This is a genomic window from Desulfobotulus sp., assembly GCF_034006065.1.
Lineage (GTDB): Bacteria > Desulfobacterota > Desulfobacteria > Desulfobacterales > ASO4-4 > Desulfobotulus.
This window is the reverse complement of the sequence record NZ_JAVETM010000053.1, coordinates 1-16780: the sequence shown is the minus strand read 5'-3', so window position 1 is coordinate 16780 and position 16780 is coordinate 1. Positions and strand designations below refer to the sequence as shown.

11 protein-coding genes are annotated in these 16780 nt (G+C 56.4%); 9 read left to right on the top strand and 2 right to left on the bottom strand.

Annotated features, from left to right (window positions below):
- The 6 genes from RBR60_RS14555 to bfr form a co-directional block, all read left to right on the top strand.
- The coding region (locus RBR60_RS14555; protein WP_320358085.1) for a hypothetical protein at positions 1–292 on the top strand (292 nt) is incomplete at its 5' end.
- Positions 289–1788, top strand: a complete 1500-nt coding sequence (locus tag RBR60_RS14550; protein ID WP_320358083.1) for a TolC family protein — start codon at positions 289–291, stop codon at positions 1786–1788. The genes RBR60_RS14555 and RBR60_RS14550, both read left to right, overlap by 4 nt.
- Entirely contained in the window at positions 1785–2795 is a 1011-nt protein-coding gene (locus tag RBR60_RS14545) for an HlyD family secretion protein (RefSeq protein ID WP_320358081.1), read from the top strand. The genes RBR60_RS14550 and RBR60_RS14545 overlap by 4 nt, the downstream gene beginning before the upstream one ends.
- Entirely contained in the window at positions 2792–3976 is a 1185-nt protein-coding gene (locus RBR60_RS14540) for an ABC transporter permease (protein ID WP_320358079.1), read from the top strand. The genes RBR60_RS14545 and RBR60_RS14540 overlap by 4 nt, the downstream gene beginning before the upstream one ends.
- Positions 3973–5157 (top strand): ABC transporter permease, encoded by a 1185-nt coding sequence (locus RBR60_RS14535; protein ID WP_320358077.1) that lies wholly within the window; start codon positions 3973–3975, stop codon positions 5155–5157. The genes RBR60_RS14540 and RBR60_RS14535 overlap by 4 nt, the downstream gene beginning before the upstream one ends.
- Positions 5154–5621, top strand: a complete 468-nt coding sequence (gene bfr / locus RBR60_RS14530; RefSeq protein ID WP_320358075.1) for a bacterioferritin — start codon at positions 5154–5156, stop codon at positions 5619–5621. Before RBR60_RS14535 ends, bfr begins: the two co-directional genes overlap by 4 nt.
- 194 nt (positions 5622–5815) lie before the next feature.
- Here bfr and RBR60_RS14525 read toward each other — a convergent pair whose 3' ends face one another.
- Positions 5816–9184: a S8 family serine peptidase gene (locus RBR60_RS14525; RefSeq protein WP_320358073.1), complete on the bottom strand. Its 3369-nt coding sequence runs from the start codon at positions 9182–9184 to the stop codon at positions 5816–5818.
- A gap of 45 nt (positions 9185–9229) precedes the next feature.
- Positions 9230–12592 (bottom strand): S8 family serine peptidase, encoded by a 3363-nt coding sequence (locus RBR60_RS14520; RefSeq protein ID WP_320358071.1) that lies wholly within the window; start codon positions 12590–12592, stop codon positions 9230–9232.
- A 308-nt stretch (positions 12593–12900) separates the two neighbouring features.
- Here RBR60_RS14520 and RBR60_RS14515 point away from each other — a divergent pair, with 308 nt between their 5' ends.
- The 3 genes from RBR60_RS14515 to RBR60_RS14505 all read left to right on the top strand — a co-directional run.
- Positions 12901–14052: a glycoside hydrolase family 3 protein gene (locus RBR60_RS14515; protein ID WP_320358069.1), complete on the top strand. Its 1152-nt coding sequence runs from the start codon at positions 12901–12903 to the stop codon at positions 14050–14052.
- Positions 14053–14216: 164 nt separating this feature from the next.
- Entirely contained in the window at positions 14217–15848 is a 1632-nt protein-coding gene (locus RBR60_RS14510; RefSeq protein ID WP_320358067.1) for a clostripain-related cysteine peptidase, read from the top strand.
- A 140-nt stretch (positions 15849–15988) separates the two neighbouring features.
- The coding region (locus tag RBR60_RS14505) for a WD40/YVTN/BNR-like repeat-containing protein (RefSeq protein WP_320358065.1) at positions 15989–16780 on the top strand (792 nt) is incomplete at its 3' end.

Here is a 16780-nt window from a genome sequence, read left to right as displayed (position 1 = left end):
GCTTCTGGAGCCGGACATGGCCCTGGATCCCTCCAGCCCGGAAATCCTCATTCCGGAAATTCTCCATGCGCTGCAACAGAAAAACGCCCGGATTCTTTTTTATGACCTAAGCCGTATTCCCATCATTGACACCCTGTATTATGATTGGCTCTGCCTGTTGGCCAGAGCCTGCGCGGCTGCGGCCATCACCATGACCGTCATCCGCATGCAGCCCACAGCCGCATGCAGCCTTGCCCATTATATTACGGAAGCGCCTCCCTTTGGCTGCGCCATGGACACGGAAATCCCATGACAAACACATCCATGCCCCCGTTTTTTACCTGTGAGCCGCCACCGCCCCGAAGGCTTCCTGCGGCAGAATCCCGGAAAACCAGGGTCTTGGTCTTATACCACCCCGGCCTGCTGACCCTGCTCGGGCTTTTTCTCCTTTTTCCCGTCCACACCCTGGCCCTGGAATTTGATCAGGCCCTTTCCCGCATGATGGCGGAAAACCAGCGCATCGCCGCCTCCCGCTCCGCCATGGAACAACGGGAAGCGGAAGAAAAGGCAGCCCGGGGCCTCTACTATCCGAAGGTGCAGGTATCGGCCTCCTGGACCCACATGGACGCCCCGCTTGAGGTGGAACTCGGCGCTCTGGGGGCCATGACAGGCCAGCTCATCCATACCCTTCACCCCGGCCTTCCCCCCCAGCAGATTGCGGCCATTGCGGGCCAGATGCCCCAAAGCCACAGGCTCCAGGATCAGAATTTTATCAAAAGTGACCTCACCCTCTCCTGGCCTGTTTATACAGGGGGAAAAATCACGGCCGCCAACCGGGCGGCGGAAGTCCGGCGCAGACTTTCCATACATGAAAGTGAGGGGCTGACGGATCAGATGTTCAGCGAACTGGTCCGTCTGTATTTCGGGGTACGCCTTGCGGACGCCGTGGTCAAGGTGCGGTGTGAGGTTCACGAGGGCATGAAACAGCATCTTCATCAGGCCATGCGCCTCGAAGAAACGGGCATGATTGCCTTGGCTGAAAGACTTCACGCCCAGGTGGCTGCGGAGGAGGCGGACCGCGAATATAAAAAAGCGGTCCGGGATGCCGAGATCGCCCGAACGGCCTTGAAAACCCTCATTGCCTGCGAGGACAAGGTCCAGCCCCTTTCCCCTCTCTTTTTCAACCGCAACATCCCGGATCTCGATCATTTCACGGAGAAGGCCCGCAGTCAGAATGCCATTCTCCGCCAGCTCCACCAGCAGCAGGACCTGGCCGCAGCCGGACTTCAGATGGAAAAAAGCGCCTACAGACCGGAAATTTTCCTCTTCGGCACAAGGGCCCTTGCCCAAGACGACCTCACGGCCCTTGATCCCCAGTGGGCCGCAGGAGTGGGCGCCCGCTTCACCCTCTTTGACGGTTTTGCCAGACCCGGCAAGGTCGCCGCAGCGGACGCCCTTTCCCGCCAGGTCCGCCAGCTTCACGCCCAGGCCATCCGGGATGTGGAAACCCTGGTGGAAAGTCGCTACCAGAGTCTCATGCAGGCCATCGAACAGATCGACGCCCTCGCCGCCTCCCGCACCTTCGCAAGGGAGTATCTCCGGGTACGCACCCGCGCCTTTGAAGAAGGCTTTGCCACTTCCCTTGATGTGGTGGACGCGGAAATGGCCCTCTCCAGAGTGCAGATCGCCCACCTCCAGGCCCTTTTTGCCTTTGACCTGGCCCTTGCAAAACTACTTGAGGCCGCAGGCGACACCCAGGCCTTTGAACAGTATCGGAAACAGGCAGAAAAGGAGGCCGAAATCCCATGAGCCTTACCCAGCGCATTGCAGCCCTCATCACCCTGGTACTCATCCTCACTGCCCTCTCCATTGCGGGCTGGCGTCTTCTCACGCCGCCCCCCCTTCTGCTTCAGGGGCAGGTGGAGGCCCGAGAAGTGCATGTCTCTTCCAAAATTCCCGGCCGCATTGCCACTCTCTATGTGGAAGAGGGCCAGCGCGTTCTGGCGGGCAACCTCCTCCTTGAACTGGAAAGCCCTGAGATTGAAGCCAAGCTCCGCCAGGCCACCGCTGCGGAGCGGGCGGCCAGCGCCCAGCAGGAAAAGGCCCACACCGGCGCACGCAGGGAAGAAATCCGATCCGCCTACAATGCCTGGCAGACCGCAGAGGCCAACGCCACCCTCATGGAAAAAACCTTTGCCCGCATCCAGCGTCTCCATGCCGAAGGGGTTGTTCCTGCCCAGCAGAAGGATGAGGCCGAAGCCCGCATGATCGCTGCCCGAAGAACCGCCGAAGCCGCCCGCGCCGGATACGACATGGCCCAGGCTGGCGCGAGGCAGGAAGACAGGGCCGCAGCCGACGCTCTCGTCGCCCAGGCCGAAGGGGCTGTGTCTGAGGTCGAGGCCTATCTTCGGGAAACCCGGCTCTCCGCCCCCCTCTCCGCGGAGGTCTCGGCCATCAATGCCGAGGTGGGGGAACTGGTCAGTCCCGGCTTTCCCGTGGTTTCCCTTGTGGATCTGGAGGATACCTGGGTGACCTTCCAGCTCCGGGAAGATCTCCTTCCCCGCATCCGCATGGGGACCCTCCTGCCCACGCGCTTTCCCGCCATGGGCGAGGGACTTTACACCTTGAAGGTGACCCACATCGCCGCCATGGGCGACTTTGCCACCTGGCGGGCCACCCGGGCCAGGGGAGATTTTGACCTGAAAACCTTTGAGGTCCGGGCCAGACCTGAAAAACCCGTCCCTGGGCTGCGCCCCGGCATGAGCGCCATCGTCATCTGGGAGAATCTCTCTTCCCCGGAAGGAGAAGAACCGTGAAAGCGCTGATTCCGGAAACGGGCTTTCGGGCCACCTTCTGCCGGGAGCTTCGCCGCATCGCCCGGAGCCGTCTGCTCCTGCTCTCCCTCTTTGCGCTGCCGCCCTTAGCCTTTGCCTTCATCGCCTGGTTTTTCTCAGAAGGCGTTCTCCGGGATCTTCCCGTAGCCGTTCTGGACCAGGATCATTCCGCCCTTTCAAGGGAAATCATCCGCCGCATGGATGCCACCCCGGGCATCCGCATCCACCTTGTGGTCCCAGACTTTCCCGAAGGCCAGGAGGCCATTCAGAGGGGAGAAGTCTATGGGCTTCTCCTCATCCCGAAGGATCTTGAAAAGGAGGCCAGACGGGGCCTTGCCCCCGTCACCAGCCTTTATGTGAACAACACCTACATGATTGCGGCCAGCCTCATCATGAAAGACGCCACCCTGGCCATGCAGTCTCTGTCTGCGGGTCTGGAGCTGAAACGCCACATGGCCGAAGGCCAGACCCGCAAAGCCGCCATGGCCCGTATCCAGCCCATCCGTGTGGACATGCGGGCCCCCTTCAATCCCTACACCAACTATTTCTATTTTCTTGCGGCCACCCTGCTGCCCACCCTGCTCCACATGTTTGTCATCACATCCATCATTTACGCCTTTGGCTCGGAGCTGGCCCACAGCACAGCGGGCCAGTGGCTGGAAAGGGCAGGGGGCAGTGCGCTCGTCGCCATGCTCGCCAAACTCCTTCCCTACACCCTCATCTTCTGGGTCTGGGGACTGTTCATGAACGCCTTTCTCTTCCGCATGGGCGTTCCCATGGAAGGCAGCGCCCTTTTTCTTCGCATCAGCGCCGCCAGCATGATCCTCGCCTACCAGGCCATCGGTATCTTTCTTGTGGCCCTCTGCGCCAACCTGCGCATGGCCTTAAGCCTCGCCTCCTTTTACGCCAGCACGGCCTTTGCCTTTGTGGGCATCACCTTTCCCGCCATGGGCATGCCCTCTGCCGCCCGTATCTGGGGGGATCTTCTGCCCCTCACCCATTACCTAAGGCTCTTTGTGGATCAGACCCTCCGGGGAGCGCCGGTACAGGTTTCTCTGGACGCCTTTGGTAGTCTCTGGCTCTTCATTCTTCTGGCCAGTGGTGCAGGTTTTGCCCTCATGCCCAGAACCCTGAAAAATCCTGAATGCTGGGGGCGGTCATGAAGACATTTCTTCAGGAATGGCGGGCCGAAGCCCTGCGCATCCTCAAAGATCCGGGGATTCTGCTGCTCTTTTTCGGTGTGCAGCTCATCTATCCTGCGGTCTACCCGTTACCCTACCGCAACGCCGTTCTGCGGGAGGTTCCCATCGTGGTGGTGGATCAGGAAGGAAGCAGCTTAAGCCGCAAGCTCCTCCGCATGGTGGACGCCACGGAAACCGTCCGCATTACCTCCCAGGTTCCGGATTTCGAGACCGCAAGGAAACATTTCATCCAGCGGGAGGCCAGCGGCATTCTCGTCATTCCCCAGGATTTCACCCTCCGCATCCGCCAGGGCCGGACGGCAAGCCTTCCCCTTTACTGTGACGCCAGCTATTTTCTCGTTTACCGTCAGGTGGCCATGGGGGTACAGGAAGCCGCAGGTACGCTCTCCGCAGGCATTGAAATCCAGCGTCTCTCAGCCCAGGGCCTGCCCCGCAGACAGGCCCTGGCCGCAAGGGATCCCCTGCCCCTCCGCAACGTCTTTCTCTTCAATCCCGCAGGGGGGTACGGCGCCTATATCGTCCCCGCCGTTCTGGTCCTCATCCTGCATCAGACCTTACTCATCGGCATCGGCATGCTGGGCGGCACCCAAAGGGAACATGGCCATCTCCCTGACTCCGCAGGCCCCGTCTCCCCCTTTGCCCGGACTCTGGCCCGCATCCTTGTGTATCTGCCCCTCTACATCCTGCATGTGGTGTGGTTTTTCGGCATTCTTTTCCGGATTTACGCCTACCCCCAACGTGCAGGACTCTGGGAGCTATTCTTCTTTCTCCTGCCCTTTCTGCTGGCCACCATCTGCCTCGGCCTTTCCCTCCGGCATCTGTTCCGGGAACGGGTTTCCGCCATGATGGCCCTTTTGTTCACCTCCATTCCCATTCTTTTTCTTTCCGGATTTTCCTGGCCCGTGGAAGCCATTCCCGCTCCCCTGCGCCTTCTCTCCCAGTGCCTGCCCGCAACACCGGGCATTGCGGGCTTTCTCAAACTCAATCACATGGGTGCGGACTTTTCCATGGTCAGACCCGAATTCCTTCAGCTATGGGCCCAAAGCCTTGCCTATTTTCTCCTGGCCTGCTTTATTGCAGCCAGGCCTTCCTATAAACCCCGTCCCAAAAACGTCCACCCCAATCCAAGGAGCAAGACATGAAGGGAAATGAAAAGATCATCGCCGTACTGAACGAGCTGCTTGCCGACGAGCTAACCGCCATCAACCAGTACATGGTGCATTCGGAAATGTGCGACGACTGGGGCTACGATCGGCTGCACAGCAGTGTGGAAAAGCGGGCCATTGACGAAATGAAGCACGCGGAAAAGCTCATCGGCCGCATCCTCTTTCTGGAAGGTCGCCCCATTGTCAGCAACCTCAACAAAATCCACATCGGCCCTGAAGTACCCAATCAGGTGGAAAACGACTGGCATGCGGAAAAAGGGGCCATTGAAGCCTACAACAAGGCCATCGCCCTCTGTGCCGAGCTGGGCGACCATGGCACCGAAGAGCTGCTCCGGGCCATCCTGAAAGATGAGGAAGATCACATCGACTGGCTTGAAACCCAGAAAGACCAGATCTCCCAGATGGGCATCGGACCCTACCTGGCCGAACAGACCCGCTGATTTCTCCCTGCCCTGAAACAACAAGGACGCAGCTGCGTTTTTTCCGGTATCTGTGTCCTTGTTTTTCCTTCTGCATTCCACAGAAACCCAGATATTTTTCATGATGCGCAGGCCATCAGAAAAAGGGCCCATGGGAAAATACATCTTCCCACAGCGCCCTTTTTTGACGAATCAAGGGGAATGGCCGAAAAGCCTCAGGACCCTGGGGCCACCAGGCCACCGATAAAACAGCTTACCGGCTCATCCGGAACAGCCGTTTCCTTTTCAAGGCAGTGGGTGATTTCCCTTTCCAGGCTGGCCAGGGTGCGGTTTCCCAGCGAGTCCAGCACCTCAACGCGCAAGGCATAAGGCCCGCATTTATCATAAACATGGCCAATCAGAGGCGTATCGTAGGGCCCCTTGAATCCGCTGCCGTCTCCCATATCCCAGCGCACAGAAACCGGGTCTGCGCCTGCATCCGAGGTATAAGTCACCTCAAAACGGGACATCCCCATGCGATTGGGCGTATCCTCAGAGATATCAAGGATTTCCACGCGGGGACTGTCCCAGGCCCAGTCGAAGAGCAGCTCCATCAGCTCTTCCCTGCGGACCGCCCCTCTGTCATTGTTGACTCCCTCAAGGCCAAAGCCCGCAAAAATTATCCTGCCAGGATTGGTGATCCCCGGTGTTTCAAGATCCGGCGATTTTTTCAGCGTTTTCAACACATACCCCCCCGGCCCGCCGACCCCTCCGGGATAACGCAGTATACCGGAGGAAAATCCATCCATGAACCGCTGATTGCCCGCACCATCGCCATCTTTTCCAAAATCCAGCCAGATACGGGAGAAGACAGGAGGTGCATCTTCACTGCCCATCACGGGTAAAACGGGAAGCTCCCCTGCGCTGACACTGTCGGTCACAACATCTTGTCCAAAAAAAATCTTATAAAAAATGCTGCCCGGATTCAGCACCCTGGAAAACATGTGCTGTCCCATGGCAATGATAAGCCCTCCATTGTTGCCAAACTCCACAATGCGATCCATGTCCTCAGGAGTAAGGGTGGGCTCCCCATTGTCTCCTGAAAAAAGCAGCATGGCCCCATATCCCGCCAGGGCTGCGGCCTCGGGAATGCGGGGCTCCCAGATCCCGCTTTCCACCTCCAGGACATCCGAGGTCAGGCTCAGAGCCTCCAGCGCCCGGATGTAATAGTCTTGATAATTTTTAAGATCTGCACGGAAAGCGCTGCCATCCATATCCACAAGGAGAACACCCTTCCGGGTACCGGGATCCGGCGCAGTCCGACCCCATACGGGAAAATGGGCCTCATGGGTGTCGCTTCTGAGCAGCACATAGCCCTGGCGATCCCCAGCTCCCCTGCCCGCATCGAGACTCACCTCCAGGGTGGTACTTCCAAAGGGGGCCAGGGTGAATGACTGAGGCGTGACAGTGACACCGCTGAAAGGGTTTACCTTATCAAACCCCTCTTCCGTATTCAGGGTACTCACGGTGTAGGTTTTCGATTCTCCAACAACACTGCGTACCGTCAGGTGAAGGGTCTTTTTCTCCCCTTCCGCCATCAGGCCAAAGCCCAGACTCGGGGGGCTGAGGATCAGGCCGGGATCCACGGCTTTTGCAAGATCCATACGGCCTGCCCCCATGTCCAGGGGCTGGGCGGGGCTGCCGTCCTGGTTGTGAATATCTTTGAATTTCGAAGTACTCATGAGGGCGGACTTGATGTCACTGTTGGACCAGAGAGGATGAATCTGTTTTAAAAGGGCCGCAGCACCTGCCACATGGGGAGCTGCCATGGAGGTACCGGACACCATGCCAAAGCCCAGATGTACGGCTTCGCCTTGGGCTTCCCTGTCAAAGCCCTGGGAAAAGATATTCACACCCGGAGCCGCAATGTCCGGCTTTAAGGTAAGCCCCACGCCGGGCCCCCGGCTGCTGTCCCCCGCAAGCCTTTCCAGTCCCTCATCCCGAAACTGAGGCGTGAAGGAAAACAGAAGCTCCCTTTTGGCATCCTGCGGCAGCTCCGCGTCCACCTCCTCCAGATAACTTCCCGCCGTCCGGCCAATGAGTACGGAAAGGATCTCCACCTCCTCGCAAAAATCCGTGCAGCCCATGGGATAAATCTCCTCCCCTTGCGTGTTGATCACCACAGCAAAGAGAGCCCCTGCATTCTGGGCATTGAGAATCTTCACATCAAAATTACACCCGCCCCGCTGCACCAGGGCAATCTGTCCTTCAAAGGGACGATCCTCAAAGGGCTGACAGGCCGTAGCATTGTCCGGATTCACCGTTTTTGCCGCTTTAAAGGCATGGGAAATCCGCGCACCCAAAGAGGGTTTCGGCCCGAAATCCGCAAGAAACATATCCGTTCTCAAAGGCTGATTTTCCGGAACCTGGGGTGCCGTCAGCTCCAGAAAACCGGAAATCAGACGACCGTTTTCTATGGAAGCCACCACCATGTAGTCTTCTGAAGGATGGTCGGAGGTTCCCTTGTTGGGTCCGTCATTTCCCATGGAAAGGCTGACAAAAACACCGGCCCGCCAGGCATTGAGAAGGGCCGTGTCCAAAGGGTCATAGGCACCGCCCGTACTGTAGGGCCCTGTTCCCCAGGAACAGATGATCACATCCGCCCCATCCCGCACCATATCTTCCAGGGCGGCAATGCCCTCGGGTGTATCAAAGGTCTCTTTTCCCGCCTGACTCTTGTACAGCACCTTGTAACTCATCACCCAGGCGCCGGGAGCCACACCGCTGATTTCCACCTTGTCTCCGAAAAAATCCGCAATCACAGGATTGCCCGCAGCTGTTCCCGCCGTATGCACACCGTGGGAATTTCCATCCGGCCCCGGCCAGGGATCTTTATCGCCCAGAGCAGGGGGATCATCGGCCCGGCTGTAGGCCCGCGATGCGATGATCTTGCCGTTGTTGTTGGCTGTCAGCCCCAGGCCACCCACGGGAAACCCAAGGGGCCAGGAAAACCCCTCAGGGGAAAACATGGCCGCATCCTTGTGAATACCACTGTCCATGCTGGCAATTTTGATCCCTGCTCCGGCCTTGCGCCTCTCCCTCACCTGGGGGTGTTCCCAGAGAGAGGAGGCCTGGATGAGGGAAAGGCTTCGGTGCATGGACGCCCCATGGGATCGCGAAGGATAAACCGCCCGAACCCCCGGTATTTTAAGGATCTTTTCCACAGCAGCCTCGGCATCCAGATCACCAAGATCCACGGTAAAACCATGAAAAAGCAGGTTGTAACGATGTTCGCGGATACGGTTTTCCTCATCCAGGAAACGGGCCACACGAATGCCGGGAAGTGTGCTCTGCACACGCTGCACCACCTTTTCCTGGGCCGCTTCCAGGGTGGCAAGGCGGGCGCTGAGGGCTTCGGACTGAAAATCCAGACGCCCCTGGAACATCACATCCCCGCGTCCTGCAGCCCATTGGGTCAGGGGTTCGGCTTCCAGCGCCACGATCCATCGTCCTTCTTTGGCGAAGACTCCGCCGCAAAGGAGAATCCAGATGGAAATGACCAGGCATAAAACCGGCCCTCCCCTTAAAAACGGATGTTTTTCCATGATTTTCTTCTCCTGTGGGGCCATACCCCTTGTTTGTGATACTGTTCAGAACGGACTCCGAATAAGACCTCCGATGAAACAGGCAGAAGGCTCTTCCTTTTCAAGGCAATGGGAAACCTCCGCATCCAAAGAAGCCAGGGTGCGGTTGCCCTGGGTGTCCAGCACCTCGGCACGCAGAGTATAGGCCCCGCATTTTTCATACACATGACCGATCAGGGCCGTGTCATAAGGCCCCTTGAATCCGCTCCCATCCCCCAGATCCCAGCGCACAGAGACCGGCGCCACACCTGCGGTATCTGAGTCAAAATCCACCTCAAATCGCGACATACCCATGGCATTGGGGGTGTTTTCCGTCACATTCCGGATCTGCACCCTGGGTCTGTCCCAGGCCCAGTCCAGTAGGATCTTCATCAGCTCTTCCCTGCGGACGCTGCCTCTGTCGTTGTTCACTCCCTCAAGACCAAAGCTTGCAAGCACAACCATACCGGGATTGGTCAATCCCGGCGTTTCCAGGCTCGGCTGACCTTTATGGATTTTCAGCACATACCCCTTGTCCGTGGCTGTTCCGCCCGGATAACGAAGAACTCCCTTGCCCAATTCATCCATGTGGGTCTGGTTGGCCGCCCCATCTCCCCCTTCTCCCAGATCCAGCAGCACAGACTTCCATACCGGCGGTGCATCCTCACTGGCAATAAGGGGCAGGCTGGGCAATCCGCCCCCGGTGACACTCGTAGACAAAACCTTTTCGCCAAGGAGGCTGTAAAAAAAGGAAGAGGAATCCAGCACAGAAGAAAGCATGTGCTGCCCCATGATCCCAACCAATCCCCCTGCATTGTGATATTCCACAAGACGATTGTAATCTCCGGATGCAAGCATGCGATTTCTGTTGTCTCCGGAAAAAAGAAGGATGGCCTTGTATGCGACCAGCTCCGCAGCTTCTGGAATCTGAAGATCTTCGCTTACCGTTTTCACATCCAGCACATCAAAGGTGAGGTTCAGTGCCCCCAGGCTTGCGGCATAATAGGATCTGTAGTCTTTCAGGCCCTCCCCCCAGGTGCTGCCATCCATGTCCACAAGCAGCACATCCCCAAGGCTTCCGGGAAGAGCCTCCACCCTGGCCCATACGGGAAAATGCACCTCATGCTTTTCGCTTCTCAGCCGCACAAAGCCCTGATGGTCTCCTTTTTCCGAAACGAGAGAGCCATCAAACACCACCTCCAGGCGGGCCGTTCCATAGGGTTGCAGGTGCAGCTCTGAAGGATGCACCCGAAATCCCGCAAGGGGACGGATGGCCTCAAACCCTGCGCGGGTATCCAGAGTTTCAACGTTGTAGCTTGCCGGTGTGGGCAGAAGGTTTCGCAAGGAAACCGAAAGCGTTTTCTGCCCGCCTTCCCCGATCCGGCCAAACCCCAGAGAGGGCGGATGGACAAGGGCACCGGGATCCACGGCTCGCTTCAGATCCACCCGGCCTGCCCCCATATCCAGGGGCTGGGCGGGCCGGTCATCATGGGTATGAATATCGAGGAATTTCGCCGTACCCATGAGGGCGGCCTTGATGTCCGTATTGGACCAGAGGGGATGAATCTGCTTTAAAAGGGCCGCAGCACCCGCAATGTGGGGAGCTGCCATGGACGTTCCCGAAATCTGACCATATCCCAGATGCTTTTCCTCACCCTTCAGAAACATGCCATAGCCCTGGGAAAGGATGTTGACGCCGGGTGCTGCAATGTCTGGCTTCAGAACATTTCCCACCCCAGGCCCCCGGCTGCTGAACCTGGCGATGGTATCGATCCGGTTGCCTGCCTGATAGGGTGAAAAATCAAAGGTGAGCCGTGCGGTTTCCCCATGGGTCTCGTACCAGTCAAGAAGGGCCTCGCCATGGGACTTCCCGATAAAAACCGAAAAGGCCCGGATCTCTTCACACCCGTGCCCGCAGGAGAGATCCCGGATATCGTCACCCTCGTTGTTGTGAATCACCACAAAAACTGCACCTGCGTTTTCAGCATTGCGCACCTTTTCATCAAAGGTGCATTTTCCCCTGGAAACCACAGCGGCAAGTCCCTCAAAGGGCCTGCCTTCAAAGGGGTCACATGCCAGGATGTTCTCCGGTGCAACGCTTTTTGCCGTTTTAAACCCATGGCTCAGGCGTGACCCCATGGAGGGAATATTTCCGAAATCCGCAATACCCGCAGGCATTTTCTGAAATTCTTCTGGCAGGTGAGAAGGCCCGGAAATGGCAAGACTCCCTCCGGCAATGGTTCCGCCCGTGCTACTGGCCGCCACCACCATATAATCCTCGGAAGGATGATCCCCTGTGGCCTTGTCCGGCCCGCTGTTGCCCATGGACAGACTGACAAAGACACCGGCCTTCCAGGCGTTAAGAAGGGCCGTATCCAGAGGATCATGGGGCCCCCCTGTACTCAGAGGGCCGCTTCCCCAGGAACAGATGATCACATCCGCCCCGTCCCGCACCATATCCTCCAGAGCCGCAATGCCCTCGGGATCTTCAAAGGTGCTTTTTCCGGCAACGCTCTCATAGAACACCTTGTAACTCATCACCCAGGCACCGGGCGCCACACCGCTCAGAGCATAGGTTTCACCCAGAAAGAGGGCGCTGACCGGATTACCCGCAGCCGTACCCGCCGTATGCACTCCATGGGAGTCTCCATCCGGTCCGGGCCAGGGATCCTTGTCATTGTCCGAAGGCGGATCATTGGGCCGAAAATACACCCTGGAAGCGATGATCTTGCCATTGTTGTTGGCCGTAAATCCCTTTCCCCCCACGGGGAAATCCAGGGGATAGGAAAACCCTTCAGGCTTGAACATGGGCGCATCCTTGTGAACGCCTGTATCCATGCTGGCCACCCGGATACCCGCACCGGCCTTCATCTTGTTCTGGATGGCAGGATGCTCCCACAGGGCCTGGGCTTCAATCAGGGGAAGACTTGCATACATGGAAGGATGGTAGGATCTTACCGGATGAACGGCCTTAACCCCCGCAATTCCCGCCAGCGTTTCCATCACCACCTGTGGATCCTTTCCCTGGGCTTCCACGGAAAACCCGTTGAAAAGCAGGCTGTAACGGTGCTCCTGCCTACGGTTTTCCCCATCCAGAAAGGTAGCCACCTTCACTCCCGGTGCTGCGCTCCGCATGCTGCGCAGCACCTTTTCCTGCCCTGCCGCCACTTCCGCCAGATACTGCCGGGATTCCGCGCTCTGCAAAATAATGCGGCCTGAGGAGATCACCCCCGCCTTGCCACTGCCCCAGCGGGCCAGGGCTGGTTCTTCGAGCTCCACAATCCAGCGGCTGCCCAGGGTGTCCGAAAATCCAGAAGAGGCCAAGGCAAAGAGCAGCACGCATCCTGAAAAAAATTCAAGAAAAAACCCTCGTCTTCTTTTTATCTCCATCCCTCATCTTCCTCCTGTTTATCATCCATCCTGCATGGCCTTTTCCGCGCTGAATCCCAGACACCCTGCCTTCACGCCCAGGCCCGCATGCACAAACCTGCATCCCCTCAAGCAACCATTTTCTGAATCAATGCCTTCTCTATAACGGGTCTTTCAGAAGAATTCAATTTTCACGATCTCCCCTGCCAAGGGACTCCCGAATCCTTTTCATTTGACATCCCCGTCAGGATCCCCTTAAAAAAAGACATCCTGCACGTCTTTTTTCTCTCCTTTTCCCCATTTTCCGGGCGTCCCAAGAAAGAGGCTCCATGAAATTCAGACCCCTGCTTCTCCTTTTTCTGCTTTTCGTCCTTTTTTTTCTCTTGCCCGGTTGTTCCGGCTCCACGGAAAATCCCGGCGAAGAGGTTTCTCTGGAAGAACAGATCGGCCAGATGCTCCTCATCGGTTTCCGGGGTACGGAAATCACGCAGGAGGATGCCATCTTTCAGGATATAAGGGATCGTCACATCGGCGGAGTGATACTCTATGAATACGATGCGCCCTCCAAAACAAGGCCCAGGAACATCGTCTCAGAAGAGCAGGTGAAGGCCCTGACCCGGACCCTCCGGTCGGCCTCTCCCACCCCCCTTTTCATTGCCATTGATCAGGAAGGGGGCTTTGTGAACCGCCTGAAGGAACGCTACGGCTTTCCGGCCACTGTTTCCGCCCAGCACCTTGGCGATCTCAACGATGGCGCTGAAACCCGCAAATGGGCGGCACAGACAGCGGACACCCTTCAGAATCTGGGCATCAATGTGAACTTTGCCCCTGTGGTGGATGTAAACGTCAACCCAGACTGCCCTGTGATCGGCAAAATAGAGCGCAGTTTTTCCGCGAGCCCGGAGCTTGTGTTCAGACATTCGTCCATTTTTGTGGAAGAGCAGGCAAAACGGGGGGTTCTTTCCGCCCTCAAGCACTTTCCCGGACACGGAAGCTCCAGAGAAGACTCCCATTACGGCTTCACCGATACTTCGGATACCTGGCGGACCCTGGAACTTTATCCCTATCTCCTCCACTTCATGAATGATTTTAAAGGCATGGTCATGACGGCCCACACCTTCAACAGAAACCTGGATCCTGATGATCCAGCCACTTTGTCCCACAGTACCCTCACGGGTATATTACGCAGACGCCTGGGCTGGGAAGGGATCATTGTGTCCGACGATATGCAGATGGGTGCCATCACGGAGCATTACGGCATGGAGGTGGCCATTGAAAAGGCCATTCTGGCAGGGGTGGACATCCTGATCTTTTCCAACAACTCCCCGGCCCCCTACAACGAAGCCATTGCCGGGGAGGCCATGGATATCATCAAGAAGCTTGTTGCGGAAAATCGCATTTCAAAGGAAAGGATCGCCCTTTCTTATGAAAGAATCCGGGCGCTGAAGAAAAAACTGACAACGGAGGGAACTTCGGGCTGAAAAACCCAAAACGTCCAGGGGGAACTACCTCTTACCGGGTTTCCACACGCAGAAGGGATACGGAGCTGCCTTCCGGCAGCCGGGGGGAGTATCCGCAGCATCTCATCGCTTTTATAATCAGGTTTCAGCCCTTTACAAACTGACTACACACGAAAGGGGAAAAAATGAAACACGCCAAGAACAGAAGAAGCTGTATGGCATGGGGGTTATGGATTGCGGTGTCGCTGCTGACGATGGGGGGATGCGGCGATGACACCATTATCATGATGCAAAGTAACTACGGAGCCATCTCCGGCATTGTCAAATGGCCAGGGGTCGATCGCAGGGGGGATACGGGACTTCCCCTTTTTCCTGCTGCAGGTGCCAAGATCACCCTGATGCACCAGGGTCGGACAGTTACGGAAAAAGAGGCCGACCGGGAAGGCATGTTTGTGTTTTCCAATCTTTCTCCAGGCTCCTATTCTGTCGGATTCACTTACCCCGATTGCGCCGATGTTACGATGGATGTGACGGTTGCGCCGAACACAACGCACCCTCTTCGCACCCCGCCCTTTAACAGCGTTCTGCTCAAACCCGATCCGAAGAAAAAACCCTGGACGGTTCTGATGTACGTCAACTCCACGGATCATGCTCATGCCAGGTCAGACTCCTCTACCCTCCGGATCATGGAGAAGACCGGTTCAAACAACAACGTAAATCTGGTCGCCCTTTCATCGGATGGCTTGAACAATCGAACAAGACTTTATTATCTTTTGGAGCCTGAGTTTACCATTGATCCGGATCCCATTGATGATTTCATGGACGTATCCAGAATTCTCTCGCCCTATTATGATTTTACCGCCGAAACAACGGAAATCGATCCCGGAGAATATCAGGTTCTGGAAGAATTTCTGACCATGGCCCTCCGGCACTACCCCGCCGACAATACCCTGCTGATTATCAGTGGGCACGGTGACGGCATAAATATGACAGATCCTTCAGATATGAGCGGTCGCATGGCAATGGCTGTCAGCCCGAATCCGACAACTAAAAGGGAAATCACAATGCCCCAATTGGCGGAGGTTCTGCATCGTGTGAACAGCACCGGCGCCATCAATATGCTGGCCTTTCAGGCCTGCTTCATGGGGATGTTTGAGGTTCTGTATGAACTGAAAGATCGCAACATGGATTACCTGGTTGTTTCCGAGGCCACAGTGGGGGCGCGCATTATCGGAAAAAACCTCATTGAGGAACTTGCTGCAAATCCAGACCTGGGATCACGGGAGTTGGCAAAACGGATGGTATCGGAGTATGCGGAAGGAAACACCCTGGCGGCCATTGACATGAGCCGACTGAGCCCCTTTGTCTCATCCTACAACAGCCTCGCCCGCAGCCTGAATGACTATGTGAGTTACCAGAACGCCAATGTTCCGGTTTTGCTGGATCTTCTGCGCCACACCCAGCGCGCCAGCAGCATACCAGACCGAACCCTGTTTTTATATGACCACTATTATGATCTGAGGCATTTCACCCAGCGCATCAAAGAAAACCAGGTTATTTCCAGTCATGATCTGAAACAGAGTGCAACGGAGGTGTATGATGCGCTGGAAGCTGGCGAAGACCGTTTAATCATTCATTTTAAAAAAACCTCCACAGAGGGGTTTACCAATGCCCATGGCCTTTCCACTTTGATTTACAATCCCGAAGCAGATCCTCCGCAGTATGCCAGTGAGGCCCAGGCCATATACCGCAGGCATCGATACTACCAGGATGGCAATGTGGACTGGGATTCATTTTTACAGCAATTGGCACCTTAGAACCGAGACTGGCTTTCCACACCAGGTCATTTACCCATACCTTCCCTTTCCGTTTGGAGGAGAAACTCTTCATATGAAAAAATCTACAGTCCCGTAAAGGACATGCCTTTCCAACTCAAATTCATTTTGGAGATCAGGCCATGCAAAATGTTCCATCTTTTATTCTTACGCAATGCTCTCGTACAAGGCTTTTCATTCACCGGGGGATCCTGCTACTGTCGTTGGGACTTTTCGGGTTGGGCATGACCGCATGTTCCGGCTCCGATCCAGCCAATATGAACCCATCTGTCATCAAAGGCTGGGCCATTGGTGACCCCCAGGCATCCGAGACGCTTTATATATTAGCCACCTATGATGGCATTGAATGGTTTATTCAGCACGAGTTTACGGCTGCCATGGTGACCGATGTCTTTGCGCTGAACTCCAAAACCGCCTGGGTCACCGGCCAGGATGGCCGTGGATCATCAATGCTTTTACGAACCACAGATGGGGGACGTACCTGGAAAAACATGCTGGAAACACACCGGGGCTCAACCATCATTCAGAGTGTCAACTTTGGGGATAAAGTCCATGGTTTTGCAGTGGGTGAAGAAGGCCTGATTTACGAAACCACCAATGGTGGCGCAAACTGGCATAGCACCAACTACCGCCATACCACCCCCGAAGATCAGTTGATGCGGGTGCATAGTTATAAAAATCAGGCCTTAACGGCAGGAAAATATCCTGAGAATCACGATTATAACTTATACCGCACAGATTATGTGGGCTGGAAGCAGGTCGCCTTTTCTCTAGAAAACCTCCCCAAAAGTCGCGTCACCGACATCTTTTTTCTGGATGCCGACCGGGCTTTTGTTTCCACCGGCAGCGGATGGGTGCTTCATTCCAATGACAGCGGGATTAGCTGGAACTACTACGGCGAGCAGGCCTCACCG